The sequence below is a fragment of the Lentzea guizhouensis genome (genome assembly GCF_001701025.1).
Classification (GTDB): domain Bacteria; phylum Actinomycetota; class Actinomycetes; order Mycobacteriales; family Pseudonocardiaceae; genus Lentzea; species Lentzea guizhouensis.
In genome coordinates this window covers 2,703,212-2,727,623 of sequence record NZ_CP016793.1, presented here as the reverse complement: position 1 = coordinate 2,727,623, position 24,412 = coordinate 2,703,212, and the positions used below count along the sequence as shown (strand labels likewise).

Genomic DNA, 24,412 nt, shown 5'->3' with positions numbered 1-24,412 from the left:
AAACGTATAGCTCTAGGCTTCGGACATGACCGACACCCTCCAAGTAACCACCACGACCGCCGACCGCGACACCGCCGCCAACCTGGCACGCTCCGCTGTCGCCGCCCGCTTGGCCGCGGGCGCACAGGTGTCAGGTCCCGTGACGTCGTTCTTCTGGCACCTTGGTGAACAGGGCGAAGGCGAGGAGTGGCAGGTAACCCTCAAGACCACCGCTGAGCGATACCCCGAGCTGGAAGCGCATCTGCGCCGCGAGCACCCCTGGGTCAACCCGGAAGTGACAGCCGTGGCGCTGACCGAAGCATCAGATGACTACCTGGCCTGGCTGCGTAAGACGGTCAGCCCTACGCACTAGCCAGCAGCGAAGCCGCCTCAATCGCATTGGCTACCGCAGGCAACGTGCCGTGCGGCTTCAAGCGCTGGACGACCTTGCCAATTTTCTCGGCAGGCCGCACCGAGCCAATGCCGTTTGCCAGGGAAGCGGCGCGCTCGGTGACGGCGGCACTCTGCTCGATCTCGCCTGCGTCGAGGTACGCGTGGGCAAGCGACGTCAGGTATATGGCCTTGTCACGGGCATGGGTGTCGCCGTAGCGCCCAAGCACGTCCTCGAGGATGGGCACGGCGCGCAGCGGGCGCTTCAGCTGCGTCCAGCACCTGCCCGCCATGATGCGGATTTCGTCTTCATCCACCCAGAACACCCAGTCAGGCTCGGGCCGGTCGCCGGCCTGTCGCACCACCTCTGCCGCCTCCGTGAGGGCACGTTCAGTGGCCTGGGCGTCGCCGGCCACGGCGTGAGTCCAGGCCATGCGCTCAAGCAGCAAAGCCCGCACGCGGGGGGTGGCCTGTTTGGCCGCGGTCGCATACGAGGCAACAGCTGTGCTGACATCCGGCTTGGCGACGCTGACCTGCAAATAGGCATCGAACGCCAGGGCGTTGCCCGCGAGCATCGCGTGCTTGGCCTCCTTGGCGGCGGCCAGGCTGTCTTCGTAGTGCTGCTTCGCCTCCTGGTGCATCCCGGCGTCGAACGCCGCCCACCCCACCATCTGCGCCTGTTCGGCGATGACGGCCGTGCACGCCTTGCGGACGCCGGGTAGGCACACCGCGCCGCGCACCAGCTCGGTAGTTGTCGTGAGCTCGTTCAGGTACAGGCGGTAGGTGTCCGCGCCACCAAGCAGATCATCCAGGCGGCGGAGCCGGGCAGTGCGCTCCAGCAACCGGTGGACGTCGCCCATGCCAAGGCGTTGCCCTAACGTCGGTTGCGTGGTGGCAGGCAAGGATATTGCCAGCCCGGCCATCGCGCCAAGAAATTCCCGCCGCTGCACATCTTCCCCTTCAGGCTGCTGGTTCTGCTGGCCTTGGGCCCGTCGCCGGTTGGCCTTGGCCGTGGCGACTGCACGCCGCAGCTCTGCAACCGATACGTCGAACGTAGCCGCGTAGTGCTGCTGCCAGTAGGGCGTGAGCAACCGGGATTCGGCTTCCCAGCGCGAGACTTCGTTACGCGTCACGGCGCGGCCAGCTCGGTCGGATAGCGCGGCCGCCTGTTCTGCCTGCGAACGGCCAGCGGCCAACCGAAGTTGCCGCAGCAGTCGTCCGATGCTCACCGGCTCGCGCATGGTGTCCATCCTGAAGGGGGTCGGGACTGGTGCGCACCATTCTGGCCACTCCTTCTGGCCACTCCAAGGAAATGGCCACCCCTTGCGGCGACTCCGCCCGATTGGGCGAGCGTCTTTTATGTGGACAGGCACCCAGCGTCGGCAAAGGCACCTGGAAGGGCCCATGTCCGCACTGTCCCCGAAAGCAGATCGGCGGCCTGTCTCCCCGGCGCTGGGTGCCACCCATTGACAGCGACCCTTGGGGAGCACTCCAGTGATGCCCGCATCCACCGCAACGAACGAGCCAGCACCTGGCCAGGCAAGAACAGCCTACGGCTACATCCGCATGGAACAGCCGGACGAAATCGAGATTGCCCTGCAGCGCAAGGAGATTTGGATGTTCTGCGCTGCCCAGGGGCTGACGTTGGGTGCGGTGTTCGTAGACCGGCGCGTGCACGGGGACGTGACGGCCCGCCTGGGGTTCACGGCCTTGGTTGACGTCTTGTGCTTTCCGGACTCGTACGCCGTGGTGGTGCCGAGCCTCACGCACCTGTCCGAACGGCCGGGAGTCCGGCGGGTGCTCGCCTCCCGTATCCGTGGCACCGCCTCGCAGCTATTGGCCGTCTACGGGGATGAGGAGCGATGAGCCAGATCATTGCGCCGTACATCACCACCTGGAGCGCTGAGCAGGAGATCCCCTCCCGTGTGGTGGAACGTCCCGGCTACGGCGTCGGCTACGCGGACGAGCTGCTGGGCGACCGGGACGCGCACGGCGTGCTCTGGCAGCGTCCAGCCGTACGCCACGAAGCTGGCCGGCCGGAGTTCGGCAAGGTGCACCCACTCCGGCAACGGCGGGCGATGCGCAAGCTGCTGTGCCAGGTTTGCGCCGGGCCTGCCAACCAGAACGACGACGGCGTGCTGTGGTTGCTGCGGGACTTCCAAGGGGACTGGCCGAACTGGCCGGAGGGCATGGCCTGCACCGAGCCGCCCGTCTGCGTGCCGTGTGTTGCCATTTCCCTGCGGTTGTGCCCGGCGCTCAGGCGGGGAGCAGTGGCGGTTCGCGTCCGTGCCTCCGAGGTGGCGGGTGTCCGCGGGGCGCTTTACCGGAGGGGCGTGTTCGGGCCAGTCGCCGCCCAGGACGTGAACCTGGCCTACGACGACCCGAGCATCCGGTGGGTGGTGGCTTCGGCCCTGATTCGTGAACTCCGGGGCTGCACGTTGGTGCCGCTGACGGAACTCACCGAGCAGTACGACGCAGTCCAGGCGCGGTGAGGCCGCGATGGCACGCACGCCGCTATAGATGTCCGCGACCCAGGCCGTGGTTATGGCCGTCCTCGGACTGTTGGCGCTTGGCCTCGGTGTTCTGGCCCGGCGCTGGTGGCCGGAGGACGACGGACCCGCAACCGACGACGAAATCGACTTACCAACCGGCCGCCACCACCTTGGCCTCGGCCACGACATCCCCGTTGCCGAGCTCCTGACGCAGGCGGCCGAAGCCGGGGACCCGCTACGGCTCAACTGGCCAGACAAAGCCCTCGACGAGCGCGGCATGGTGCGGCCTGCCTACCGCGACGATCTGCCAACGGGCTTCATTTCGCAGATACGAGACTGACAAATTACGAGATGTCACTGCCGAACAACAAGGCCAACCTGCACCTGCGCGCCCTCGGCCGGACACTGCGCAGGTGGCGTGATGACTCTGGCCAGAGCGGCAACGAAGTTGCCAAGGCCATGGGCTGGAGCGCGGCGAAGCTGTCCATGATGCACAACGCGGGCAGCCGCATCTTCGAGGTCGACGTCCTGACTCTGGCGCTGCACTACGGCGTAGACGCCGACGAACAGGTACGTGCCTGCCACACCGCCCAGCGGGCAGCCGACCTCAAGGCCTGGGAGCAATCGCCAAAGGCCGATTTGCCGTGCCTGACGTGGACACTGGCCGAACTAGAAGCCGAAGCGGCCACCATCCAGATTGTGGCGGGTGAGGTTGTGCCCGAGCTGCTGCGCACCCCGGCCTACGGCAGCGCCGTGCGGCTGGCACAGGCACCAGTGATGTGCGACTACTTCCAGCCGTACGACGTGGGGTTGCAGCAAAGCACGTTGGCGCTCGCCACCGCCGGCGCGGCCGTCGTGATTGATGTCTACCTGGCCGAGGCGGCGCTGCGGCGGGTTGTGGGTGGCAAGCGGGTCATGGCCGACCAGCTGCTGTACCTGGTGGCGCTGTCGGAGTACCCAGGCATCCGCATCCGGGTGGTGCCGGATGCGGTGGGGGCGTATGCGGGCATGGGGACGGCGTTTAGCTATATGACGTTCCATGAGGAGCGGTTTGGGGATGTGGTGGCAGTGCAGCGGTTGCATGGGGTGGGGTGGAGGGAGGAGAGGCGGAAGGTAAGCCCTTACGGGGAGACGGTTGGGCGGCTGGATGAGATAGCGCTTGATGTGGAGGCGTCGCGGGAGTTGCTTGCAGCCGCGACAACGATGTGAACCATTCTCGAAATTCCTCTTGTTATGTCATAAGCAGCGACCGAAAGTCGTGCGCGTTCAATGCCATTTCAAGCAACTCGAACCTCTTTGGCATACCAGCCAATTCCGCCAAATTCTTTGCATTTTTCTTCGTCGCACAACCACTGCCTCCGGCTCGCTCAGCATAGCTGTTGCCACGTAGGCGAGGCCGACAAATTCAGCCTAGAGAGCTGTCATCTGACAGCTGAACAAAGCATCAAAGCTCAACCGAAACGCCCGCTTGACAAATCGATAATCATAATGCCCCTCGATCAGTCGATATACAGAAGCGCAAGTCGTGACCTAACAAGCAGATCGACTTCCTCCAGCTCCTTCGCTCGGTGTGCAGGGTGATCAGCAGCTCTCGCGCTTCCTCCGTCTGCCCGATTGGTCTCAGCGGTTGAAACTGGAGTCGAGGACTATTGCCGAATATTCCAAATCGACGCAGACAACGTTGACACCATCCGCGAGACTGTCCACCTCGAACTGAAGGCACAGCGCAACGACGCCGACCTGACCATCCGACAGGCATCCAAGCGCGTAGCCGACACCGACGACCAGCGCACGAAGTTGCTGCAAGCGCATTACGCCGGTGCCATGCCGCAGGACATGCTTAAAACTGAGATGGAACGGTTGACCGTTGAACTGGCTGCGGCGCAACGTGAGCTCAAGAACGCACGAGCCACAATGGATGACATCGACCGACGACTAAACGATGCACTTGATGTTGCCGGTCGCTGCGCCCAGGAGTACGCCGGTGCACCGCCCGCCGTACGCAGGCTGGTGAACCAAGGCTTCTTCGAGAAGCTGCTCATCGCCCCTGATGGCGGCGTAGAGATGGCCGACTGGACAGACCCGTTCCGCCAGTTGCTCGGCGGCGGTGTCGAAGGTGACGCCCCTGGCGTCCCAGACGAGACGGACACGGTTCCGGCGGACGACACCGCCGAACAAGCGATCGAGACGCCCAGCGCGCATCTGACGGTGTTGGACATCGTGCGGCCGTCTGACGTCCTGACCGGCACGTTTGCGGATTTGATCTTGAAAGAAAACCGGCACGTCTTGGGACGTACCGGTTTTCTAAAGAGACGCTTACTGCGGAAGCGGAGGGATTTGAACCCCCGGACGGTTTCCCGTCTCCCGCTTTCAAGGCGGGTGCATTCGGCCGCTCTGCCACGCTTCCCAGACACCCGGAGGCATCAGCGACACCAAGAGGTGTCGACGCAGCAGCCTAGCCGTTCGACTCCCGCAGGTGTGTCATGACCCGGTCGAACACCTTCGCCAGCACCTCCCCCTCCTCCGGCGAGAGCAAGTCGACGATGTGCGCCCGCACCCCGGCGAGGTGCGTCGGAGCCGCAGCGACCAGCTGCGCCAGCCCCGCAGGGGTCAGCTCGGCCAGCACTCCCCGCCCGTCCTCCGTGCACTCCCGCCGCAGCACCAGCCCGGCCTTCTCCATCCGCGCCACCTGGTGTGAGACGCGCGACTTCGACGAGGCGACGTCCTCGGCCAGTTGGGTCATGCGCATGCGGTGGTTGGGTTGTTCCGACAACCGCACCAGGATCTCGTAGTCGGCGAGTGACACTCCGTGGGCGTCCTGCAGTTCGCGGTGCAGGCGGTCCATGAGCATGGAAGAGCCGTTCACGTAGGTGCGCCACGCCCGCATCTCGCCCTCGTCGAGCCAGCGCGGCTCCTGCTCACTAGGTGTCACACCAACAAGGCTAAACCGGCGCATGACGATCCAGTCATCCCTCTGGAAAAGAGAGCGGTCGGAAGGCAGACTCCCGGCCCGTACACGCGCGTTAACCACGCCTTGGAGAGGCTTCTAACCCATGAGTTCGTTCAGACGGCTTTCCGTTCTGGCGATCACCGCCGCCGCGGCCACTGTCATCACGGCCACCGGGCCTGCCCAGGCCGATGTCGAGTCACTGCGCGGTCGGGGCACGGTTGACGTGCGCCTGATCGGCATCAACGACCTGCACGGCAACATCGAGCCGCCCAGCGGTAGTTCGGGGCGCGTCATCCTCCCCGACGGTTCGACCGTCGACGCCGGTGGTGCCGCCTTCAACGCCACGCACATCAAGAACCTCCAGAAGGAGGTTCGGAACTCGGTGATCGTCGGGCAGGGTGACCTGATCGGCGCGAGTCCGATCGTGTCGGCGCTGTTCCACGACGAGCCCACCGTCGAGGTGCTCAACAAGGTCGGCATGGACACGACCGCGGCGGGCAACCACGAGTTCGACGAGGGGTACCGGGAGCTGCTGCGCATGCAGCACGGCGGGTGCCACCCGGTGGACGGGTGCCAGTTCCGCGACGAGTACAAGGGTGCCGACTTCCCCATCCTCGGGGCGAACGTCACCCACAAGAAGACCGGGCTGCCCGCGTTGCCGCCGTTCTGGGTGGAGTTCCGGGACGGGATGCCGATCGGCTTCATCGGCATGCCGCTCAAGGACGTGCCGATCCTGGTGGACCCCAACGGCATCAAGGACCTGCAGTTCGGTGACGAGGTGAAGGCGGCCGACAAGTACGCCAACCTCCTCGACGCGATCGGCGTGAAGTCGATCGTGCTGCTGGTGCACCAGGGCGACCAGGTCACCGCGCCGACCGGTGGGCCGAACGCCTGCAACGTGGCGGCCAACAACCCCGGCAGCTACATCGCCACGAACGTCAGCCCGAAGATCGACGCGGTCTTCTCCGGTCACAGCCACCAGCACTACAACTGCGTGGTCAAGGACCCGGCCGGCAACCCGCGGCCGTTCATCGAGGGGCTCGCGTTCGGTCGTGAGCTCAGCGTCGTCGACCTGAAGATCGACCGCCGTACCCGCGACGTCGTGCGCGGTGCCACCAAGGCCGACAACAAGATCGTCACCCGCACGGTTCCCGCGGACCCCGAGGTGCAGGCGATCATCGACCTGGCCAAGCAGAAGTCGGGTCCGATCGCGAACAAGCAGATCGGCACGATCGGTTCGGACATCCTGCGCGCGCAGAACGCGGCCGGTGAGTCGGCGCTGGGCAACCTGATCGCCGACGGCCAGCTCGAGGCCACCAAGGGCAACGGGGCTGTGCTCGCGCTCATGAACCCCGGTGGCGTGCGCGCCGACCTGACCTACAAGTCGTCTGCGGTCAACGAGGGCGACGGCGTGGTCACCTACGGCGAGGCGTTCACCGTCCAGCCGTTCGGCAACATCCTGCAGACGGTCACGCTGACCGGCACGCAGCTGAAGAACGCGCTGGAGCAGCAGTTCACGGCGGCCAGGACCTTCGTGCTGCAGCCCTCCGCCGGCCTGAAGTACAGCTGGTCGGCGAGCGCGCCGTTCGGTTCGAAGGTCTCGAACGTCGTCCTGAACGGCGCTCCGCTCGACCCGAACGCGAGCTACCGCGTGACGATCAACAGCTTCCTGCAGGGCGGTGGTGACGGCTTCAGCGAGTTCACCAAGGGCACCGAGATCACCGGCGGTGGCATCGACCTGGACGCGTTCTCCGCGTACCTGGTGGCCCACCCCGGCCAGAGCGCCCCGGCGCTCGACCGGATCACGCAGCTGCCGTAAAACGCTGAAAAGGCCCTCCCAGCGTCGAAAAGTCGCAGGGAGGGCCTTTCCCGTGTCCGGTTGCTCCATTTGACCTGGGGTGAGGGCCGATGTCGTGGCTGCGTCGGTCACCGGCGACCGGCTCGACGTGCCGCGCACCGGCGCCGGCCCGATGGAGTTCCTGCTCTTCGGCGCGACCCTGGTGGCAGCGGGCGCGATGGCCCGCCGCGGCGCCCGTCGCGTCGAGTCCTGATCAATTGTCTGATCGGCAACAGAACATTCCTGCTCAAATCGCCCGGCGAGTGCTGCACTCGCCGGGCGATTGCGTTCCGCACTGTCGATCTCCGCAGGTCACCCGTCCGACTTCACCAATTCAGGTTTCGCGTGAGGTGTTGAGAAATGCGGCGATCAAGCGCATGCTCGATAACGAGCTGGCAACCGGAAGGTGAAGAAACCTGGACCGGGGGCCACGCCCAGAAGGGGTAGGTGGTGCTGTGCAGGTATCTCCTCGCTGTGGCGAAACGCGGTCTGTTGCATCCCCGCGAGTGGATCGGCCGTAACCGGTCCGGTCGCGACTGCGTAGCAACGTCAGACGGGGTTTCGGGTGCCCAGGCACCGTCAGGTGTCGCTCGGCGCATCTCGACGCTGTTGAGCTCGACTTCGGTTTCGTCTCATGGCGTCACCGGTCGGGCGCCACGCCAACCGCCGTAGGCCGTAGTCGCCGCAACCAAATGGGAAGTCCTCGGTGCGGTGCCCCGACGTCGGGCGCCGCACCGAGGCGCGCGTTCAGCACCTGGGCGCGTAAAACCCCCGAGCACGTTCAGTGCTCTATCGTTTGCCGCGTCACGGGGTCCTTGTCAGGAGGCGCGCGGTGCAGTTCAACGAAGGTGCGGAACTCGACGCTTCGCAGGTTTCCGACCAGCGAGGGGTGGGCGGGCGCGTCGCCGGCGTCGGCGGTGGCCTCGGCGTGGTCGGGCTGATCGTCTTCTTCCTCATCCAGCAGTTCACCGGCATCCAGCTGCCCACGAGCGGCCTGGAGGGCGGCAGCGTGAACCCCGGCACGCAGGTCGAGTCGGGCCAGCTGGCCGAGAAGTGCAAGACGGGCGCCGACGCGAACCGCGACAGCGACTGCCGGGTCCTGGCCACGATCAACTCGATCCAGGCCTTCTGGACCGACCAGTTCGCGCGCTCCGGCCGCACCTACCAGGTCACCAAGACCAACTTCTTCCGCAACAGCGTGAACACCCGCTGCGGCAACGCGACCTCCGCGGTCGGCCCGTTCTACTGCCCCGCGGACTCCCAGGTGTACATCGACCTGGACTTCTTCAACGAGATGCGCACGACCTTCGGCGCCAAGGGCGGCCCGTTCGTCGAGGCCTACATCCTGGCCCACGAGTACGGCCACCACGTGCAGAACCTGCTCGGCACCTCGGACCGGGTGAGCACCCGCACCGGCCCGACGTCGGACTCGGTGCGCCTGGAGCTGCAGGCCGACTGCTACGCGGGCGCGTGGGGCAACGCCGCCACCAAGCTGCCCACGGCCAACGGCCAGCCGCTCATCACGAACATCACGCAGGAGGACATCGACGCCGCGCTGGATGCCGCCGGCCGGATCGGTGACGACTTCATCCAGAGCGAGATCGGCGGCGGCCAGGTCGACACGACCAAGTTCAGCCACGGCAGCTCCGAGCAGCGCAAGAAGTGGTTCACGACCGGCCTGCAGACGGGCGACCCGGCGCGCTGCAACACGTTCGACACCGACAACCTGGGCTGAGCTTTGCCGAGCCGCTTCCTCGTCCTGCACGACTACGGCATGGGCGGGCTGTCCTGGTGGATCTGGGCCGACTCGGCCGAGCAGATCGTGCTGACCCTCGCCGAGGTCGAGGTGATCACCAACCCGGACGCGCTCGCGCAGGCGCAGGAGTGGGGGCTCGACGAGCTCGACCTGAGCGAGGTCGACCGCGACCCGGCGCTCCGCCGGATGCGGGCCGAGCGCGAGCAGCAGCGCGGTCTGCCGGGGTTCGGCGTGCTGGCCGGCCGTGAGCGGGTCTACCTGCGCAGGTTCCACGACGGCAGCACGTACCTGCTGGAGATCGGCCAGGACGGCCGGCAGCTGCGGCAGGTCGAGCTCAAGCCGGACGGCACGCTGCTCAGCTCCACCATGGAGGGCTGGCCGTTCAACCCGCCGATCGACCTGCACGACCCGCAGTACGCGCCGATGGAGATCGGGGAACGCGAGTTCGAGGACTCCTGGAGCAGGGCGGTCCCCGACCCCTCCTACGAGGACTGAGGACCGCCCCGCGACCATCAGCGGCGCGCCACCGCCAGCAGCCTGCCGCTGCCGACCCGGAACGCGCTGCCGTCGGTGTCGCCGTACAGCTCGACCGACGAGAACCCGGCCGCGCCGAGCATCCGGCTCAGCTCGCCCGCGGTGTAGACGTGCTGGACGCAGGTCGACCGCTCGACCCGCTCACCGGAGCGGAACGTGAAGTCGATCAGCATCCGGCCGGTGGTCACGTCGTAGGTGTTGGCGGCGAGGACGTCGACCCCGCCCGCGGACATGTGCAGCTCGCCGGGCAGGTTCGGCAGCAACGACTCGGCCGTGCAGCCGTAGTCGACCACGAGCACGGGCGCGACCCGGCCCAGGTCGGCGAGGAACCGCGCGTTCTCCTCGTGTTCCAGGTAGCCGAAGCTGTTGCCCATGCAGATGGCGAGGTCGGCGACCACGCCCTCGGACGCGAGGTCGCGCACGTCGCCCAGCCGCCAGTCCACGGCGGAGGACGACGCGCGGGCGTGCTCGACCGCCTCGGCGGAGATGTCGAGGCCGATGACCTGAAATCCGCGTCCGGCCAGCTCGACGCTGTGCCGGCCGCTGCCGCAGGGCGCGTCCAGCACCCGTGACCCGGCCGGCACGAGACCGGCCACGAAGTCGATCTCGGCGGTCGTGAACGAAGGAGGAACGGCACCGCGCCAGAAGGTGTTGGCGAGATCGGTGAAGAAAGAGGTGTACCACGTCAAGGTGGATGCTCCTGGTGATCGCTTGGAAAAGTGCGAGCGAATGTCACCGGGCACTGCGGAGGAGCGGCCCGGTGTGTCCGGGGCTGCCCATGGCATCGACCTTGTCTCGTAGGTGGAGACCTCACTCAACCACGCCCGAGCGGGATTCCCAAGCGGTTTTACCGCTGAGCGGAACGCGCGGACGAGAAACGGATCATGTTGCCGGACGGGTCGCGGAAAGCGCAGTCCCGCACGCCGTAGAACTGGTCGATCGGCTCCTGCATGACCTCGGCACCGGCCGCGCGGACGGACTCGAACTTCGCGTCCACGTCGTCGACCTCGAAGATGATGCCCTGCAGGGATCCCTTGGCCAGCAACGCGTGCAGCGCCTCGTGGTCGGTCGGCGGCACCGGCGGGCCGATCAGCGACAGCCCGATCTCCAGCTCCGGCTGCCCGGCGGGACCGACGGTGAGCCAGCGGTACTCGTTCTCCACCGTCTCGTCGGTGCGGACCTCGAGACCCACCACGTCGCGGTAGAACTTCAGCGCGGCGTCCTGGTCGTGGACGAACATGAACGTGTGCGAGAGCTTCATGTCCGCAGACATTAGGTAGCCCGGCGCGGTGCCGCTTCTCGAAATCTGCTCGGTCTGGTGAGCCCCTTGAGCTGACATCCGGGCACCGCCGCCAACTCCGCGTGGGACCGCGCGCGGTAGGCCGACGGCGGCACGCCGACCAGCTCGGTGAACCGCGCGCTGAACGAGCCCAGCGAGGTGCAGCCCACCGCCACGCAGACCTCGGTCACGGACAGCTCTCCCAGGCGCAGCAACGCTTTCGCCCGTTCGATCCGGCGCGTCATCAGGTAGCCGTACGGCGTTTCCCCGTACGCGGCGCGGAACCGGCGGGAGAAGTGCGACGGCGACATCAGCGCGGCACGGGCCATCGTGGGCACGTCCAGCGGCTTGGCGTACTCGCGGTCCATCAGGTCGCGAGCCCGCCGCAGGTGCGCGAGGTCCTCGGGTGTCACGGCCACCAGCATGCCACCTCGTGAGGCCATTTCCCGGTCCGCGACTTTCGACCCCGAAAGACCGTCGGGAATGCGAGATTCGGAGCACGTGCGCACTTTTGTGTCTCATTCGAGACTTCCCCGGACGAGGAGCACTGCGGTACTTTCCGGACGTCTTGCGGGCGCGTGCGGGGGCTCTGACGCCGGCGGACCACTCACCACAGGGTCTTTGGGGGATCCATTGTCCGACAGATCGGTCAGCCGTGCCCTGCTCAGGTTCACGGCCCTGACCACCGCTGCCGTGCTCGCGTTCGGAGGGACCTCCGCCGCCGCGTTCGCGCAGGAAGAGCCGACGAGCACCGAGCCGACCCAGTCGGAGACGGTGACGCCGGCACCGACCGGGACGCCGGTCGAGACGCCGGTGGAGACGCCGTCGCAGACACCGGCGCCGTCCGAGACCACCACGCCTCCGCCGTCGAGCGAGACGCCGAGCCAGACCCCGGTCGAACCGCCGGCCCCGACGCCGACGCAGACCGCGCCGATCGTCCCGACCGGCACGCAGGCACCCGTGCCGCAGAAGCCGAAGGCCGACGAGAAGGCCGCCGTCCCGGTCAAGCCGAACGTCAAGACCACGGCGTCGCTCGACAAGAGCACCTACGCCTCGCACGAGTCGGTCACGCTCACGCTGACCTACACCAACAACAGTTCGGTGACGGCGAACGCGCTGCACGCGAACGTGTGGGGGCTCAACTACGACTCGGCGCAGCTGGGTGAGCTCGCCCGTCACCGCCCCGGCGTGAGCCTGGCGCCCGGCGAGTCCCGCACGGTCACCGTGTCCGGCACGATCTCGTACCTGGACCACATGGGCATGCTGTCCGTGAGCGGTGACGTCACCCCGCAGGACGGCGACGCCGACCAGCAGGACAACTACTTCTTCACCACCGCGCAGGTCGTCAGGACCACCGGGCACGTGTCCGGCTTCGTGTACGCCGACGCCAACCGCAACGGCCAGGCCGACGCCGGCGAGGCCGTCTCCGGTGGCGTCGTCAGCATCTACGGCGGCGTCCCGGCGCAGGAGTACCGCACGACCAGCGGCTCCGACGGCCGGTTCAGCTTCACCGGCGTCGCGACGGGCAGCTACTACTCCCCGTACTTCGAGCTGCCGGGCGGCTGGGTCGTCCGCGGTGGCCCGAGCTCCGACTTCCAGGTCGCGCCGGACCAGACGACCGAGCTGACCGGGCGCGCCGAGCGGCCGATCTCCGAGGTGCTGACGGCGACCGCCTCGCTGGACCAGGCGACCTACCGCTTCCCGGCCACCGCCAAGATCACCGTGATGCTCACCAACAAGGGTGACCACCCGATCAGCGGCATCCAGGCGGGCTGCAACCGCGTGGGCGACGCCAACCACCTCGGCACGGGCCCCGGCTGGGCCGTGTTCAACAATCCCGGTGTCACGCTCGCCGCCGGTGAGAGCCGCACGATCGTGATCGACGAGGCCATCCCGCAGGCGGCGCTCGACTCCGGCGTGGTCCGGCTGGTCTGCGACTTCGCGCCGAACGTCGGCTGGAACGCGGACGGCCCGCAGGTGGCCACGTCGGCCAAGGTGACCAGCGGCGGCACGTTCCCGGTCACCTTCGTCCACGACAAGAACGGCAACTTCTGGCACGACCCCGGTGAAACTCTCATCGGCCTTGAGGTCGACCTGGTCAACGAGGCCACCGGCGCCAAGGCGGCCGCGTTCACGAGCGGGCCGGACGGCAAGATCGTGTTCGGCGGAGTCCCCGCCGGGCGGTACTTCGGCCTGTTCAAGAACGGCTGGAAGACCTCCGGCGGCAGCGGTTCCATGCCGGTCTGGATCCCGGAGACCGACAACGGTTCCAGTGCCACGTACTTCATGGTTCCCGGCACGGCCGACGCGGACGTCCGCGGCTCGCTGAAGTTCGACAAGCCGAGCTACGAGTCGCACGAGACGGTCCGGATGACGGCGACCGTCACCAACATGGGTGGCAAGACCGCCGAGCGCACCCGGCTGATGTGGCCGCTGTCGAACGTCGGGATCGCGAACGAGCAGTGGGGCGACTTCGGCTGGAACGCGGCCGGCATCGCGCTCGCACCTGGTGAGACCCGCACGTTCGAGCTCGCCGGCCCGATCACCAACCTCTACGACGGCAAGCTGCGCCCGTCGAGCATGATCGAGTGGATCGGCAGCCCGAACCCCTGCAACTGCGGCATCTCCGGTGAGGTCCCGGTCACGCAGTCGAAGGGCGACATCTCCGGTGTCGTCTACGTCGACCGCAACCGCAACGGGCAGCAGGACGCAGGCGAGGCCGCGGCGGGCGTCATCGTGCAGGCCGGTGGCGGTTTGCCGCACAGCAGCAACCAGACCACCACGGACGCAGAGGGCCGGTTCTCGTTCCCCGGCCTCCCGTCCGGTGACTACTACCTGAGCTACACGCTGGCCGACGGCTGGATCGTGCACGCCGACGGCGACACGCGGGTCCGCGTCGAGCCCGGCAAGCCGGTGCAGCTCACCGCGCGCGCCGAGCGGCCGTACAGCGAGTCGCTCAGCGCCACGATGACGCTCGACAAGGACGTGTACCAGGTCGGCGAGGAAGCCAAGATCACCATCACGCTCACGAACTCGAGCGACCGGGCCATCAGCGGCATCCAGGCCGGATGCAACCGGATCGGTGACGGGAACCAGCTCGGTGGCGGGCCGTACGGCAACGACACCTCCGGCTGGGGCGAGCTGCTCCCGCCCGGCAAGGGCGTGACCGTCGGTGCCGGCGAGACGAAGACGTTCATCGCCACCGAGAAGGTGCCGGCAGCGGCTTTCGAGATCGGCGTCGTGCGCGTCGGCTGCGACTTCGAGCCGAACCCCGGTTACAACACCGACGGCCCGTGGGCGGCCGACTCGGCACGCGTGCCGGGCGGCTTCGGCTCGCTGAAGGCGCACGTCGTGCACGACCTCAACGGCAACCGCACCATCGACGCCGGTGAGGCCGTCGCGAACACCCGTGTCGCGCTGCACACCTACCCGGAGGGTGTCGAGACCCTCGCGACGGTCACCGACGCCAACGGCCTGGCGGACTTCGCCCGTGTCCCGGCCGGTGACTACACGCTGAAGGTCGCCGGCTTCCAGCCCGTCGAGCAGGGGTACGACTTCGTGCGGATCAGCGCCGGCAGGGCGGAAGAGGCGAACTTCTTCGTCGTGCCGGCTCCGCAGCCGGAGCCCGGTCCCGGCGGCGGTGCCTCGCCCGCACCCGGCGGTGCCACCGGCACCGGTGAGAGCGGCGGCAACGGCGGCGGCGTGCAGGAGGCGCTCGCCAAGACCGGTGCCAGCGTGCTCGGTCTCGGCCTGGCCGCCGCGTTGCTGATGGCGTTCGGCTTCGGCGCACGCCTGGCAGGACGGCGCCGGACGGCCTGAGCACCGGTGAGTTGATTCGTCGCGGGGCGGTGTTCACCACGAACACCGCCCCGCGCTCGTTCCACCGCAAGTCGAAGAGGGGGACACATGTCAGGTAGGTCAGCCAGATCCGTCTTACGTTCTTTGGGGGCGTGCACAGCCGCTTTGCTGGTGTTCGGGACGCTCGCTCCGGCAGCCCTCGCGCAGGAGCAGGACCCGTCCACCCCGCCGTCCACGTCGAGCACGGCACCGCCGTCGAGCACGGAGCCCGTGCCGCCGTCATCAGAACCCGTTGCCCCGCCGAGCACTCCGCCGACAACTCCGCCGAGCACGCCGCCGAGTGAGCCCGCACCGCCCTCCTCGACCGAGCCGGCACCGTCCACACCGGAGGCACCGGCGGTTCCGGAACAGCGCAGGGCAGACCTCGAGGTCGTTGTCCCACAGCCGGATCTGACGATCGACGCCGAGTTCGCGCAGGACGAGTACCTGCCGGAGTCCGACATCGCGCTGCGGATCACCGTCCGCAACAGGGGAACCGCGCAGGCCGACGACGTCCGCATCGGCACCGACCTGCGCGACCTCTGGGTCAAGACGGGTCACGAGCGGCTGAACGCCCGCCCGGACATCGCTCCCGGCGCCACGCACGTGATCGACCTCGTGCTGCGGACCGACTACCCCGAGGTCGCCCAGGGGCGGGCCGACGTCCGTGCCACGTTCGCGGGTGCGGCGGACCCGACCCCCGCCGACAACCACGACGCCGACGAGGTGATCGTCCGCCAGGACAAGGGCGCCGTGACCGGGGTGCTCTACCGCGACCACAACGGCAACGGCCGTGCCGACGCGGGTGAGGGGCTCGGCGGCGCCTACCTGCAGATCAGGGGTGGTCGGCCGACGACGTCCAAGTACCTGGACGCCAGGAACAACGGCCTCTTCACCGACTCCGCGCTGCCGGCCGGCAGGTACGTGGTCGAGCGGATCAGCCACGGCGAGGTGCTGGCGGTCAAGGCGGGGCACAGCGAGTTCGTCGTCAACGCCGGCGGGACCACGACACTCGAGATCCCGGTGGTGAAGCCGACGTCCGACACGCTGACCGCGCAGATGACGTTCGACCGCGCGAGCTACGCCAGGGGAGACGCCGTCGCGATCACCGTGACGCTCACCAACACCGGCAGCGAACCGATGGGCAACGTCGTCGCGGTGTGCAACCCCCACGCCAACCCCGGTGAGATCGACGGCACCGGACCGGGCTGGGCACCGCTGCACCCCGACGGTCCCGGCGTCGCACTGGCGGCGGGGGAGACGAAGACGCTCACGATCCCGGACGTGGTCCCCGCGACCTCCGACCACCGGCTCTACGCCTCCTGCGCGTTCGGCAACAACGGCAGGCACACCGACGGCTACCGCGGCTACACCGCCACCGCGCTGGTCACCGGCATCGTCGGCGACCTGACCGGCACCGCGGTGAACGCCGAGGACGGCACCCCGCTGCGGAACACGGTCGTGGTCGCGCTCGACCCGGCCACCAGGCGCGTGCTGGGTGCGACCACCACCGCGTTCGACGGCTCGTGGCAGATCCGGGAGGTGCGCACCGGCCCGGTCGTGCTCGTGGCCGTGGGTCCGTGGCGCACCGAGGACGGCGCCCCGGTCACCGCCGAGGTGCTGGCCGACCAGTCGGTGCGGGCCGACCTCCGGCTCGTCGCGGGACCGCAGGTGCCCGACCCGACGCTGCACGCGCCGGACTTCGAGATCAAGGCCGAGTTCCTGCGGCCCGGCTACGACCTGGACGACCACATCCAGGCCAAGGTCGTGGTCACGAACATCGGTACGGGGCACTCGGCCTCACTGCGGATGGGCTCCCGCAGCCCCGGTCCCGGCTCGCACCTCGACTTCTCCCCCGAGCAGTGGGGCGACGCGCGGAACTTCGGGAGCGGTGTCGAGCTGCGACCCGGTGAGAGCCGCGAGTTCCTCATCACCGGCCGCGCGCCCTGGTACACGCCCAACAGCGTCGTGCGCTTCCACCCGGTCGTGGAGAGCCAGGACGCCAACCCGGCCAACAACGGCGTCGAGATCGAGGCCCCGCTCACGGCCGCGCGCGGCACGCTGTCGGTCCTGGTCTACGGCGACGAGAACGAGAACGGCAAGCGGGACGCCGGCGAGGAGGTCGCGGGTGCCGAGACCGCGCTGGGCCGGTCCGGTTCGGTGAGCGAGTACCCCGGCAAGACCGGTCCGGACGGCCGGTTGGTGCTGGCGAATCTGGTCGTGGGCACCTACACCACGACGATCATGCCGGGGGACTGGCTCTCCGCGGGCCCGCGGACGGTCACCATCAACGAGAACGCGGTCACCGAGGTCGAGATCCGCGCTGTGCGGCCGTTGTCGCACTTCCTCAAGGCGTCCGTGCGGTTCACGCAACGCACGTATGCGCCGGGCGACGCGTATGAGATGGACGTCGAGCTCACGAACAACACGGGCGAGGACATCCCGGCGGTGCACGCGTTCTGCTCCGGTCCCGGTGGCCGCGGCGAGATCGCCAACATCGGTCCCGGCTGGGGCGGTCTCGCCTACGAGGGACCGGGCGTGCCCGTGCGCGACGGCGAGACCAAGCGGCTGCGCGTCTCCGGGCAGCTGCCCGAGGAGGCCGGTGACATCGGTTTCGCCTCCGCCTACTGCACGTTCGGGCCGGACCTCGGCGAGCAGGGCAACCCGATGGGCCGTGACCGGGTCTCCGTGGTCGGCAAGTTCGGCGACCTGCACGGCATCCTGCTGCACGACGAGCAGCCCGTGACGAACACCGTCGTCGTGCTGGTGGACGCGCTCACGAAGAAGATCGTCAGCCGCGGGATCTCCGGCTGGGACGGCAAGTTCGTCGTCACGCACCTGCCGGTCGGCCTGTACGAGCCGGTGGTGCTCGGTCCGTGGAAGCCGGAGATCCGCACGGACCTGCCGTACCTGTGGGTCACCACCACCTCGCACGAGTGGGTGCAGCGGGTGCGGCTGGTACCGGGTCCCGAGGTCACCGACCCCGGCCACCCGCTGCCCGGTGACGAGCCGCAGCCCGGTCAGCCGGCGCCGCCGTCCGGTGGTGGCGCCGGGAACGGCGGTGGTGGCGGTACGGCGCTGGCCCAGACCGGTGCGAGCGTGCTCGGGCTCGGTGTGGTCGCGGTGTTGCTGGTGGCGTTCGGCATCGGCGCTCGTGCCGCGGCGAGGCGCAGACCGGCGTAGCCCGCTGACGTGACGGGGCCGGCATCCGACCGCGGGTGCCGGCCCTGTTCGTCGGCGTCCGAAGTGGAGTGTGACCTGAAACCGCTTCTCACCTGCGGATCCGGTCAGGTAGGTTGACGGCGTTTGCGGACGCGTGCGGGGGCTCTGACGTCTGCGGACCCATCACCATGAGGGTCTTTGGGGGATCCATTGTCCGAGAGATCGGTCAGCCGTGCCCTGCTCAAGATCGGGGCCATGACCACCGCCGCGCTGATCGCGTTCGGCGGTGCGAGCGCCGGTGCGTTCGCGCAGGAGCCGGAGACGCCGGCCACCAGCGTCGAGCAGACGCCGTCGAACCAGCCGAGCGAGCCCGCGACGCCGCCGACGACACCATCGACGACGCCACCGTCCACACCGGACCCGGCGCCGTCGACCGAACCCGTGCCGCCGTCCACGCCGGCCACCGAGCCGTCCGTTCCGCCGTCGCAGGCACCGGTTCCGCCGGGCACGACGCCGGATCTCCCGTCCACTCCGGACACCAAGCCGGAGGAGACGCCCCCGCCGCCGCAGGACGGGTGGGAGGGCGGTCCATCGCGACCGGACCTGTCCGTCCAGCTGACCTTCGGCCGCGCCGAGTACCGGCCGGGTGAGGACGTCGACGCGACCCTGGTCGTGCGCAACTCCGGTGCCGCGCCCGCGGCCGGGATCCGGCTGAGCCACCACGTCCAGGACGCCTGGATCGTCTCCGGCGCCGACGAGCTCGGGTCGCGGCCGTCGCTGCGGCCGGCCGAGCAGAAGGTCATCAACCTGAAGCTGCGCCCGAAGTGGGACTGGTCGAAGGACGTCAGGGTCGAGTTCCGCGCCACCGTCGACGGCGTCGCCGACCCGACGCCGGGGGACAACGGCGTCACCGGGAGCGTCAAGATCCGCCAGGAGGTCGGCACCGCCGGCGGCCTGCTCTACGTCGACAAGAACGGCAACGGCAGCCCCGACCTCAACGAGGACCTGGACAACACCTACGTGTACGTCCGCGGTGGGACGCCGCAGGTCACCCGCTCGGTGCTGAGCAGCGCCGTCGGTGAGCTCCGGTTCGGCGACCTGCCGGTCGGCGAGTACGTGGTGACGCAGCTGTACTCCGGCAGCAACACCTACGTGATCGACCCGGCGCACTCGACGTTCGTCGTCGAGAACGGCAAGCACACCACCGTGACCCTGCCGGCCGTGCCCGCGGTCGACTCCGTGCTGGGCGCCACGATGGCGTTCGGCAAGAGCACCTACCACCGCGACGAGAAGCTCGGCATCACCGTCACGCTGACCAACAGCGGCACCCGGCCGTTGTCCGGCGTGGTCGCGGTCTGCGAGGAGCACAGCCCCGACTACCTGCGCAGCACCAGTCCCGGCTGGGGTGCGCTGCACCCGGACGGCGCCGGCGTCGTGGTTCCCGCCGGCGGATCGGTCACCGTCGAGGTGACCGACGAGGTGCCGCAGAACATGCGCTACCGCACCGTCTACGCCTTCTGCAAGTTCGGCAACAACGGCCGGAACTCGCAGGGCTACAAGTCGGTCCAGGGCATCTACGCGTCGATCAAGGGCACGTTCGGCGACCTCTCCGGCACCCTGGAGAACTCCGAGAACGGGCAGAAGATCGCGGACACCCCGATCGCGGTGCTCGACGCCACCACCCGGCGCCTGCTCAAGAGCATCAAGACCGACCGCAACGGTGCCTTCCTCGCCTACGACGTGCCGGTCGGCCGGGTCGAGCTGGTCGTGGCCGGCAGGTGGAAGTCCGCGGCGCCGTTCGTCGTGGACGTGCTCGCGGACCGGTCGAACGAGGTGGCGCTGTCGGTCGTGCCCGGTCCCGAGGTCCCCGACCTCGGTGCGAACGTGCCCGACCTCGCGATCACCGCGAAGTTCGAGAAGGACTCCTACGACGTCGGCGAGCCGCTGAAGCTCAAGGTCGTCGCGAAGCACGTCGGCACCGGGTTCGCCCTGCGCGCGCAGGTGCGCAGCGAGTACGTGACCGGCGAGATGGACTACGACCGCAAGCAGTTCGGCGACCTGGGGGCGTACCCGGCGCGGGGCGTCGAGCTGTGGCCGGGCGAGAGCCGTGAGGTCACCCTCGTCGGCCAGGTGCCCTACACCCTGACCGCCGACGGTCAGGTCACGCTCAGGCTGGTCGTCGACAGCGGCTACCTGCACCAGGACCCGAACCTGGCCGACAACGTCGTCCAGCCGGTCGCCGACGTGACCTACCCCAGCGGTGACCTCGCGGTCCACGTGTACGCGGACCGCAACGGCAACGGCCGGCGCGACGCCGGTGAGGAGCAGGGCGACACCCCGGTGTCCACGTCCGGCGGCACCAGCTCGAACGGCTACCGCGACGGCAGGACCGACGCGTCCGGCCGGGTCGTGTTCCGCGACCTGCCGCTCGGCACCTACCGCGTCAACGCGGAGCTCCGCGACGGCTGGGTGCGCGCCGTGCCGGTCGAGGCGACGATCTCCGCGGGCGTCGAGACGCCGGTGGAGATCAGGGGCGTGCGGCCGTTGTCGGACAAGCTGCCCGCCTCGGTGCGGTTCGTGCAGCGTTCGTACGCGGCCGGTCAGGACTATCAGGCGGACGTGACGATCACGAACAACACCGGTGCGGACCTGCCCGCGGTGAAGGCCTACTGCAGCGGTCCCGGTGACGCCGGCGAGATCTACAACAGCGGTGCCGGCTGGGGCGACCTGGTGTGGAACGGCGCCGGTGTGCCGGTGGCGAACGGCGAGACGAAGACGGTCCGGGTGTCCGGTGAGCAGCCGAAGGACTCGCCTGCGATCGGGTACGCCACGATCGGCTGCAGCATCGGCCCCGACCCGCACGACCCCGGTGCGACCCAGGCCGGCGACGAGTTCCGGGTGCCGGGTCAGCGCGGTGTCGCCCACCTCGAGCTGGTGCGGGACGACCCGAACGGCGGCCAGGCCACCCCGGTGGCCGACATGCCCGTCGTGCTGGTCGACAGGATCTCGCTGGAGCCCGTCGCCCGCACCGTCACCGGCGCCGACGGCGTGTTCTTGCTGCGCGACCTCCCGGTCGGCCGCTACCACGTGGTCGTGCCCGGTCCGTGGCAGGTCGAGTTCCGCCACTCGAACCCGTACCTGCACGTCGTCAACGGGCCCTCGGTGCGCCAGCGCGCCTACCTGGTGCCCGGTCCCGAGGTCGAGGACCCCGGCTACCCGCTGCCCGAGAACCAGGCGCCGGTCGCCCGCACCCCGGTCGCGTCCGGTGGTGGCGGTGAGGTGCTGGCCAAGACCGGTGCCAGCGTCCTGGGCCTGGGCGTGCTGGGCGCGTTGCTCGTGGCGTTCGGCGTCGGGGCCAGCGTTATCGGCCGCAAGCGCGCATAGCTGAAGATCCACCTACGGGGCCGGCACTCACCCTGAGTGCCGGCCCTGTTGTCATCAGCGCCACACTTCGCTGTCCCGAGTGGAGTGTTAGCGTCGCTAACCATTGGGTACCTGGGGGTGACATGACGGTCTGGGAAGCAATCGCGGTGGTCATCGCGGGTGTGTTCGCAGGCGGCATCAACACCGTCGTCGGCAGCGGCACGCTCGTGACGTTCCCCGTGCTGCTCGCCGTCGGATACCCGCCGGTGGTCGCGAACGTCTCGAACTCCCTCGGCCTCGTCCCCGGCTCGCTGTCCGGTGCCTGGGGCTACCGCGAGGAGCTCAAGGGCCAGAAGTCGCGCATCGTCCGCCTGCTCCCGGCCTCGGTCCTGGGCGCCATTGTCGGCGCGATCCTGCTGGTCACCCTCCCCGACAAGGCCTTCACCGCCATCGTGCCGGTGCTGATCGTCATCGCCCTGGTCCTGGTCGTCATCCAGCCCTGGCTCAACCGCAAGCTCTCCCACCGCCGCACCACCGGCGACGGCGGCGTCCTGCTGTGGCTCGGCGTCTTCGCGGCGGGCATCTACGGCGGCTACTTCGGCGCCGCCCAGGGCGTGCTGGTCATGGGCATCATGGGCGTGCTCGTCAACGAGCACCTGCAACGCATGAACGCGCTGAAGAACGTGCTGACCGCGTTCGTGAACCTGGTCGCCGGCGTGCTGTTCATCTTCATCGCCGACGTGGCCTGGCTGGTCGTGCTGCTGCTGGCCGTCGGGTCCGTGGTGGGCGGGCAGATCGGCGCGAAGGTGGGCCGCAAGCTCTCGCCGACGGTGCTGAGGGGCGTGATCGTGGTGGTGGGGCTGGCCGCGATCGTGCAGCTGCTCATGAAGTCGTAGTCCTGACGGACCGCGGGCTTCCACCTGACGGCAGAAGCCCGCAGCCTCAGCTCACGCCAGGAACGCGCGCGCCGCCGCCAAGAACGCGTCGTTCTCGTCCGGCTCTCCAACCGTCACGCGGGCCCCCTCACCCACGAACGCGCGCACCACGACCTTGTGCGCCAAGCAGTGCTCGTTGAACGCCGCCGTGCGCTCCCCGAGCGGCAGCCACACGAAGTTCGCCTGCGACTCCGGCACCTCGTACCCCATCGCCTGCAGCTCGCCGCGCACCCGCACCCGCTCCGCCACGATCGCCCGGCACCGGACCATCAGCTCGTCCTCGGCGTCCAGCGACGCCATCGCGGCCACCTGGGCCAGGGCGTTCACCGAGAACGGCACGTAGACCTTGCGCAGCACGTCGGCGACGGCCGGCGGGGCGACCGCGTAGCCGATCCGCAGACCCGCCAGGCCGTAGGCCTTCGAGAACGTCCGCAGCACCGCCACGTTGTCGCGGCCCAGCGCCCACTGCTGCTTGGCCAGCTCGACGCCGTCGGGGATGTGGGCGTCGTCGACGAACTCCTTGTAGGCCTCGTCGATCACCACCAGCACGTCCGAGGGCACGCGGTCGATGAACGCCTCGATCTCCTCGGTGCGCAGCGCGGTGCCGGTCGGGTTGTTGGGGTTGCAGACGAACACGATGCGCGTGTTCGGGGTGATCGCCGCCGCCATCGCGTCCAGGTCGTGGACGTGTTCGGAGGTCAGCGGGACCCGGATCTGCTGCGCGCCCGCGACGTGGGTGACGATCGGGTACGCCTCGAAGGACCGCCACGCGAACAGCACCTCGTCGGCCGGGGTGCAGGTGGCCTGGATGAGCTGCTGGCACAGGGTCACCGAGCCGCAGCCCAGTGCCAGGTGGTCGGCGGGGACGCCGAGCTTGTCGGCCAGCCGGGCCGTCAGTTCCGCGCTGCCCGAGTCGGGGTAGCGGTTGATGGCGGTGGCGGCGTCGGCGATCGCCTTGACCACGCTGGGCAGCGGGCCGGCGGACACCTCGTTGCTCGCGAGCTTGATGGCGCCGGGGATGGTCCTGCCGGGCACGTAGGAGGGCAGGGACGCCAGGTCAGCGCGGGTTCGCACGGTCATGCACCCGATCCTCGCATTGCTCCGTCCGATTGGTCACGTTGACTGGAGTTCACCCCGCCGTGCGAGGGTGGGCGCATGACCACTACCCGTGTCGAGACGCTTGCCCTGACCGACGGCCGCGAGCTGCGGGTCACGATCGCGGAACCGGACGGTGCCGTGCGGGGTGGGCTCGTGGTGCTGCACGAGGCCCGAGGCATCACGGCGGGCGTGCGGACGCTCGTCAGCAGCCTCGCCGCGGAGGGCTGGCTCGCCGTCGCACCGCACCTGTACGAGGCCGACCGGGTGCACGGCGACGACATCAGGGAACAGGTCAGCAAGCTCTCCGGCGACCGGCTGCTGGAGGACACCGACGTCGCGTTCGTCTGGCTGGGGCAGCAGGGTGTCAGCCCCGACCGGATGGGTGTGGTCGGGTTCGACATCGGCGGCACCGTCGCGATGGTGGTCGCCGCGAGTCGCACGATCGGGGCGGCCGTCACCGTGCAGGGCCCCGGCATCCTCGAACCGCTCTCCGACGGGCTGCCCGCCCTCGTCGACGTGGCGAGTGACCTTTCCTGCCCGTGGCTCGGCATCTACCGCGACGACGACTCCGAAGAGGTCAACAAGCTTCGGGACGCCGTAGCGAGCTCCGAGTCCGCGTCTGATCTGGTCCGATTTGACGCTTCGGGTGACGAAGCGTGGTCTCGTGCGTTGAACTGGTTCGACGCACACATGAGGTAAGAGTCTTTACGGCGGATTGGAACCGAACCGTCGTCCAGGTACATCTAAGGGGTGCTTCGGACGGCTGACTGGGTGTAGCGGTGAGTAACGCCCAGTGCTGC

At 68.7% G+C, this 24,412-nt stretch carries 22 protein-coding genes and 1 tRNA gene; 14 read left to right on the top strand and 9 right to left on the bottom strand.

The window, feature by feature from the left end:
- The first annotated feature begins 25 nt into the window (after positions 1–25).
- On the top strand, positions 26–352 hold the full coding sequence (gene cutA / locus BBK82_RS13630; protein WP_065915356.1) for a divalent-cation tolerance protein CutA: 327 nt from the start codon (positions 26–28) through the stop codon (positions 350–352).
- Here the strand turns inward: cutA and BBK82_RS13625 are convergent.
- Positions 342–1,610, bottom strand: a complete 1,269-nt coding sequence (locus BBK82_RS13625) for a helix-turn-helix domain-containing protein (RefSeq protein WP_218920614.1) — start codon at positions 1,608–1,610, stop codon at positions 342–344. The two genes, cutA and BBK82_RS13625, sit on opposite strands and share 11 nt — an antisense overlap.
- Before the next feature lie 253 nt (positions 1,611–1,863).
- Here BBK82_RS13625 and BBK82_RS13620 point away from each other — a divergent pair, with 253 nt between their 5' ends.
- The 4 genes from BBK82_RS13620 to BBK82_RS13605 are packed head-to-tail and all read left to right on the top strand — an operon-like array spanning position 1,864 to position 4,070.
- Positions 1,864–2,235 carry a recombinase family protein gene (locus tag BBK82_RS13620; RefSeq protein ID WP_154697297.1) on the top strand — a complete coding sequence of 124 codons (372 nt, stop codon included), beginning with the start codon at positions 1,864–1,866 and terminating at the stop codon, positions 2,233–2,235.
- Positions 2,232–2,861: a hypothetical protein gene (locus BBK82_RS13615; protein WP_065915354.1), complete on the top strand. Its 630-nt coding sequence runs from the start codon at positions 2,232–2,234 to the stop codon at positions 2,859–2,861. Before BBK82_RS13620 ends, BBK82_RS13615 begins: the two co-directional genes overlap by 4 nt.
- 28 nt (positions 2,862–2,889) lie before the next feature.
- Positions 2,890–3,201 (top strand): hypothetical protein, encoded by a 312-nt coding sequence (locus BBK82_RS13610; protein ID WP_065915353.1) that lies wholly within the window; start codon positions 2,890–2,892, stop codon positions 3,199–3,201.
- Between the two features lie 11 nt (positions 3,202–3,212).
- Positions 3,213–4,070, top strand: coding sequence for a helix-turn-helix domain-containing protein (locus BBK82_RS13605; RefSeq protein ID WP_071812598.1), 858 nt, complete (start codon positions 3,213–3,215; stop codon positions 4,068–4,070).
- A 411-nt stretch (positions 4,071–4,481) separates the two neighbouring features.
- Here the strand turns inward: BBK82_RS13605 and BBK82_RS13600 are convergent, their stop codons facing one another.
- The 4 genes from BBK82_RS13600 to BBK82_RS13585 form a co-directional block, all read right to left on the bottom strand.
- Positions 4,482–4,748, bottom strand: coding sequence for a hypothetical protein (locus tag BBK82_RS13600; RefSeq protein WP_154697296.1), 267 nt, complete (start codon positions 4,746–4,748; stop codon positions 4,482–4,484).
- Positions 4,749–4,796: 48 nt separating this feature from the next.
- On the bottom strand, positions 4,797–5,144 hold the full coding sequence (locus BBK82_RS13595; protein ID WP_154697295.1) for a hypothetical protein: 348 nt from the start codon (positions 5,142–5,144) through the stop codon (positions 4,797–4,799).
- A gap of 39 nt (positions 5,145–5,183) precedes the next feature.
- Positions 5,184–5,268 (bottom strand) — tRNA-Ser (locus BBK82_RS13590).
- 48 nt (positions 5,269–5,316) lie between these two features.
- Positions 5,317–5,748 carry a MarR family winged helix-turn-helix transcriptional regulator gene (locus BBK82_RS13585; protein WP_237048391.1) on the bottom strand — a complete coding sequence of 144 codons (432 nt, stop codon included), beginning with the start codon at positions 5,746–5,748 and terminating at the stop codon, positions 5,317–5,319.
- 166 nt (positions 5,749–5,914) lie between these two features.
- Here BBK82_RS13585 and BBK82_RS13580 point away from each other — a divergent pair, with 166 nt between their 5' ends.
- The 4 genes from BBK82_RS13580 (at position 5,915) to BBK82_RS13570 (ending at position 9,899) form a co-directional block, all read left to right on the top strand.
- Positions 5,915–7,630, top strand: a complete 1,716-nt coding sequence (locus BBK82_RS13580; protein ID WP_065915348.1) for a bifunctional metallophosphatase/5'-nucleotidase — start codon at positions 5,915–5,917, stop codon at positions 7,628–7,630.
- Between the two features lie 94 nt (positions 7,631–7,724).
- A complete protein-coding gene (locus tag BBK82_RS50205) occupies positions 7,725–7,862 on the top strand; it encodes a hypothetical protein (protein WP_154697294.1) in 138 nt (45 codons plus the stop codon).
- A gap of 618 nt (positions 7,863–8,480) precedes the next feature.
- Positions 8,481–9,383, top strand: a complete 903-nt coding sequence (ypfJ, locus tag BBK82_RS13575; RefSeq protein WP_065915347.1) for a KPN_02809 family neutral zinc metallopeptidase — start codon at positions 8,481–8,483, stop codon at positions 9,381–9,383.
- A gap of 3 nt (positions 9,384–9,386) precedes the next feature.
- On the top strand, positions 9,387–9,899 hold the full coding sequence (locus tag BBK82_RS13570; protein ID WP_218920613.1) for a hypothetical protein: 513 nt from the start codon (positions 9,387–9,389) through the stop codon (positions 9,897–9,899).
- A 17-nt stretch (positions 9,900–9,916) separates the two neighbouring features.
- On the opposite strand, the gene BBK82_RS13565 is transcribed toward BBK82_RS13570, so the two are convergent.
- The 3 genes from BBK82_RS13565 to BBK82_RS13555 all read right to left on the bottom strand — a co-directional run bounded on the left by BBK82_RS13565 (position 9,917) and on the right by BBK82_RS13555 (position 11,642).
- Positions 9,917–10,627 carry a class I SAM-dependent methyltransferase gene (locus BBK82_RS13565; RefSeq protein WP_237048178.1) on the bottom strand — a complete coding sequence of 237 codons (711 nt, stop codon included), beginning with the start codon at positions 10,625–10,627 and terminating at the stop codon, positions 9,917–9,919.
- 158 nt (positions 10,628–10,785) lie between these two features.
- Complete coding sequence (locus tag BBK82_RS13560) at positions 10,786–11,199, bottom strand: VOC family protein (protein WP_237048176.1); 414 nt, start codon at positions 11,197–11,199, stop codon at positions 10,786–10,788.
- 11 nt (positions 11,200–11,210) lie between these two features.
- A complete protein-coding gene (locus BBK82_RS13555) occupies positions 11,211–11,642 on the bottom strand; it encodes a helix-turn-helix transcriptional regulator (RefSeq protein WP_065915345.1) in 432 nt (143 codons plus the stop codon).
- 268 nt (positions 11,643–11,910) lie between these two features.
- Between BBK82_RS13555 and BBK82_RS13550 the strand changes: the two genes are divergently transcribed.
- The 4 genes from BBK82_RS13550 to BBK82_RS13535 all read left to right on the top strand — a co-directional run bounded on the left by BBK82_RS13550 (position 11,911) and on the right by BBK82_RS13535 (position 22,475).
- Entirely contained in the window at positions 11,911–15,036 is a 3,126-nt protein-coding gene (locus BBK82_RS13550; protein ID WP_154697293.1) for an SdrD B-like domain-containing protein, read from the top strand.
- Positions 15,037–15,186: 150 nt separating this feature from the next.
- Entirely contained in the window at positions 15,187–18,237 is a 3,051-nt protein-coding gene (locus BBK82_RS13545) for a carboxypeptidase-like regulatory domain-containing protein (RefSeq protein ID WP_154697292.1), read from the top strand.
- 234 nt (positions 18,238–18,471) lie between these two features.
- Positions 18,472–21,600 carry a carboxypeptidase-like regulatory domain-containing protein gene (locus tag BBK82_RS50200; RefSeq protein WP_154697291.1) on the top strand — a complete coding sequence of 1,043 codons (3,129 nt, stop codon included), beginning with the start codon at positions 18,472–18,474 and terminating at the stop codon, positions 21,598–21,600.
- Between the two features lie 122 nt (positions 21,601–21,722).
- A complete protein-coding gene (locus tag BBK82_RS13535; protein ID WP_065915341.1) occupies positions 21,723–22,475 on the top strand; it encodes a sulfite exporter TauE/SafE family protein in 753 nt (250 codons plus the stop codon).
- A gap of 51 nt (positions 22,476–22,526) precedes the next feature.
- Here BBK82_RS13535 and hisC read toward each other — a convergent pair whose 3' ends face one another.
- Positions 22,527–23,594, bottom strand: a complete 1,068-nt coding sequence (hisC, locus tag BBK82_RS13530; protein WP_065915340.1) for a histidinol-phosphate transaminase — start codon at positions 23,592–23,594, stop codon at positions 22,527–22,529.
- Between the two features lie 75 nt (positions 23,595–23,669).
- Between hisC and BBK82_RS13525 the strand changes: the two genes are divergently transcribed.
- Positions 23,670–24,311 (top strand): dienelactone hydrolase family protein, encoded by a 642-nt coding sequence (locus tag BBK82_RS13525; RefSeq protein ID WP_065915339.1) that lies wholly within the window; start codon positions 23,670–23,672, stop codon positions 24,309–24,311.
- Positions 24,312–24,412 lie beyond the last annotated feature (101 nt).

What these genes read in the sequence shown, in the direction of transcription:
- BBK82_RS50200 (WP_154697291.1), top strand. Translation starts at nt 18,472, where the DNA reads ATGACCACCGCCGCGCTGATCGCGTTCGGCGGTGCGAGCGCCGGTGCG.
- BBK82_RS13560 (WP_237048176.1), bottom strand. Translation starts at nt 11,199, where the DNA reads ATGAAGCTCTCGCACACGTTCATGTTCGTCCACGACCAGGACGCCGCG.
- BBK82_RS13605 (WP_071812598.1), top strand. Translation starts at nt 3,213, where the DNA reads ATGTCACTGCCGAACAACAAGGCCAACCTGCACCTGCGCGCCCTCGGC.
- cutA (WP_065915356.1), top strand. Translation starts at nt 26, where the DNA reads ATGACCGACACCCTCCAAGTAACCACCACGACCGCCGACCGCGACACC.
- BBK82_RS13555 (WP_065915345.1), bottom strand. Translation starts at nt 11,642, where the DNA reads ATGCTGGTGGCCGTGACACCCGAGGACCTCGCGCACCTGCGGCGGGCT.
- hisC (WP_065915340.1), bottom strand. Translation starts at nt 23,594, where the DNA reads ATGACCGTGCGAACCCGCGCTGACCTGGCGTCCCTGCCCTCCTACGTG.
- BBK82_RS13535 (WP_065915341.1), top strand. Translation starts at nt 21,723, where the DNA reads ATGACGGTCTGGGAAGCAATCGCGGTGGTCATCGCGGGTGTGTTCGCA.
- BBK82_RS13610 (WP_065915353.1), top strand. Translation starts at nt 2,890, where the DNA reads ATGTCCGCGACCCAGGCCGTGGTTATGGCCGTCCTCGGACTGTTGGCG.
- BBK82_RS13615 (WP_065915354.1), top strand. Translation starts at nt 2,232, where the DNA reads ATGAGCCAGATCATTGCGCCGTACATCACCACCTGGAGCGCTGAGCAG.
- BBK82_RS13585 (WP_237048391.1), bottom strand. Translation starts at nt 5,748, where the DNA reads ATGCGGGCGTGGCGCACCTACGTGAACGGCTCTTCCATGCTCATGGAC.
- BBK82_RS13580 (WP_065915348.1), top strand. Translation starts at nt 5,915, where the DNA reads ATGAGTTCGTTCAGACGGCTTTCCGTTCTGGCGATCACCGCCGCCGCG.
- BBK82_RS13525 (WP_065915339.1), top strand. Translation starts at nt 23,670, where the DNA reads ATGACCACTACCCGTGTCGAGACGCTTGCCCTGACCGACGGCCGCGAG.
- BBK82_RS13625 (WP_218920614.1), bottom strand. Translation starts at nt 1,610, where the DNA reads ATGCGCGAGCCGGTGAGCATCGGACGACTGCTGCGGCAACTTCGGTTG.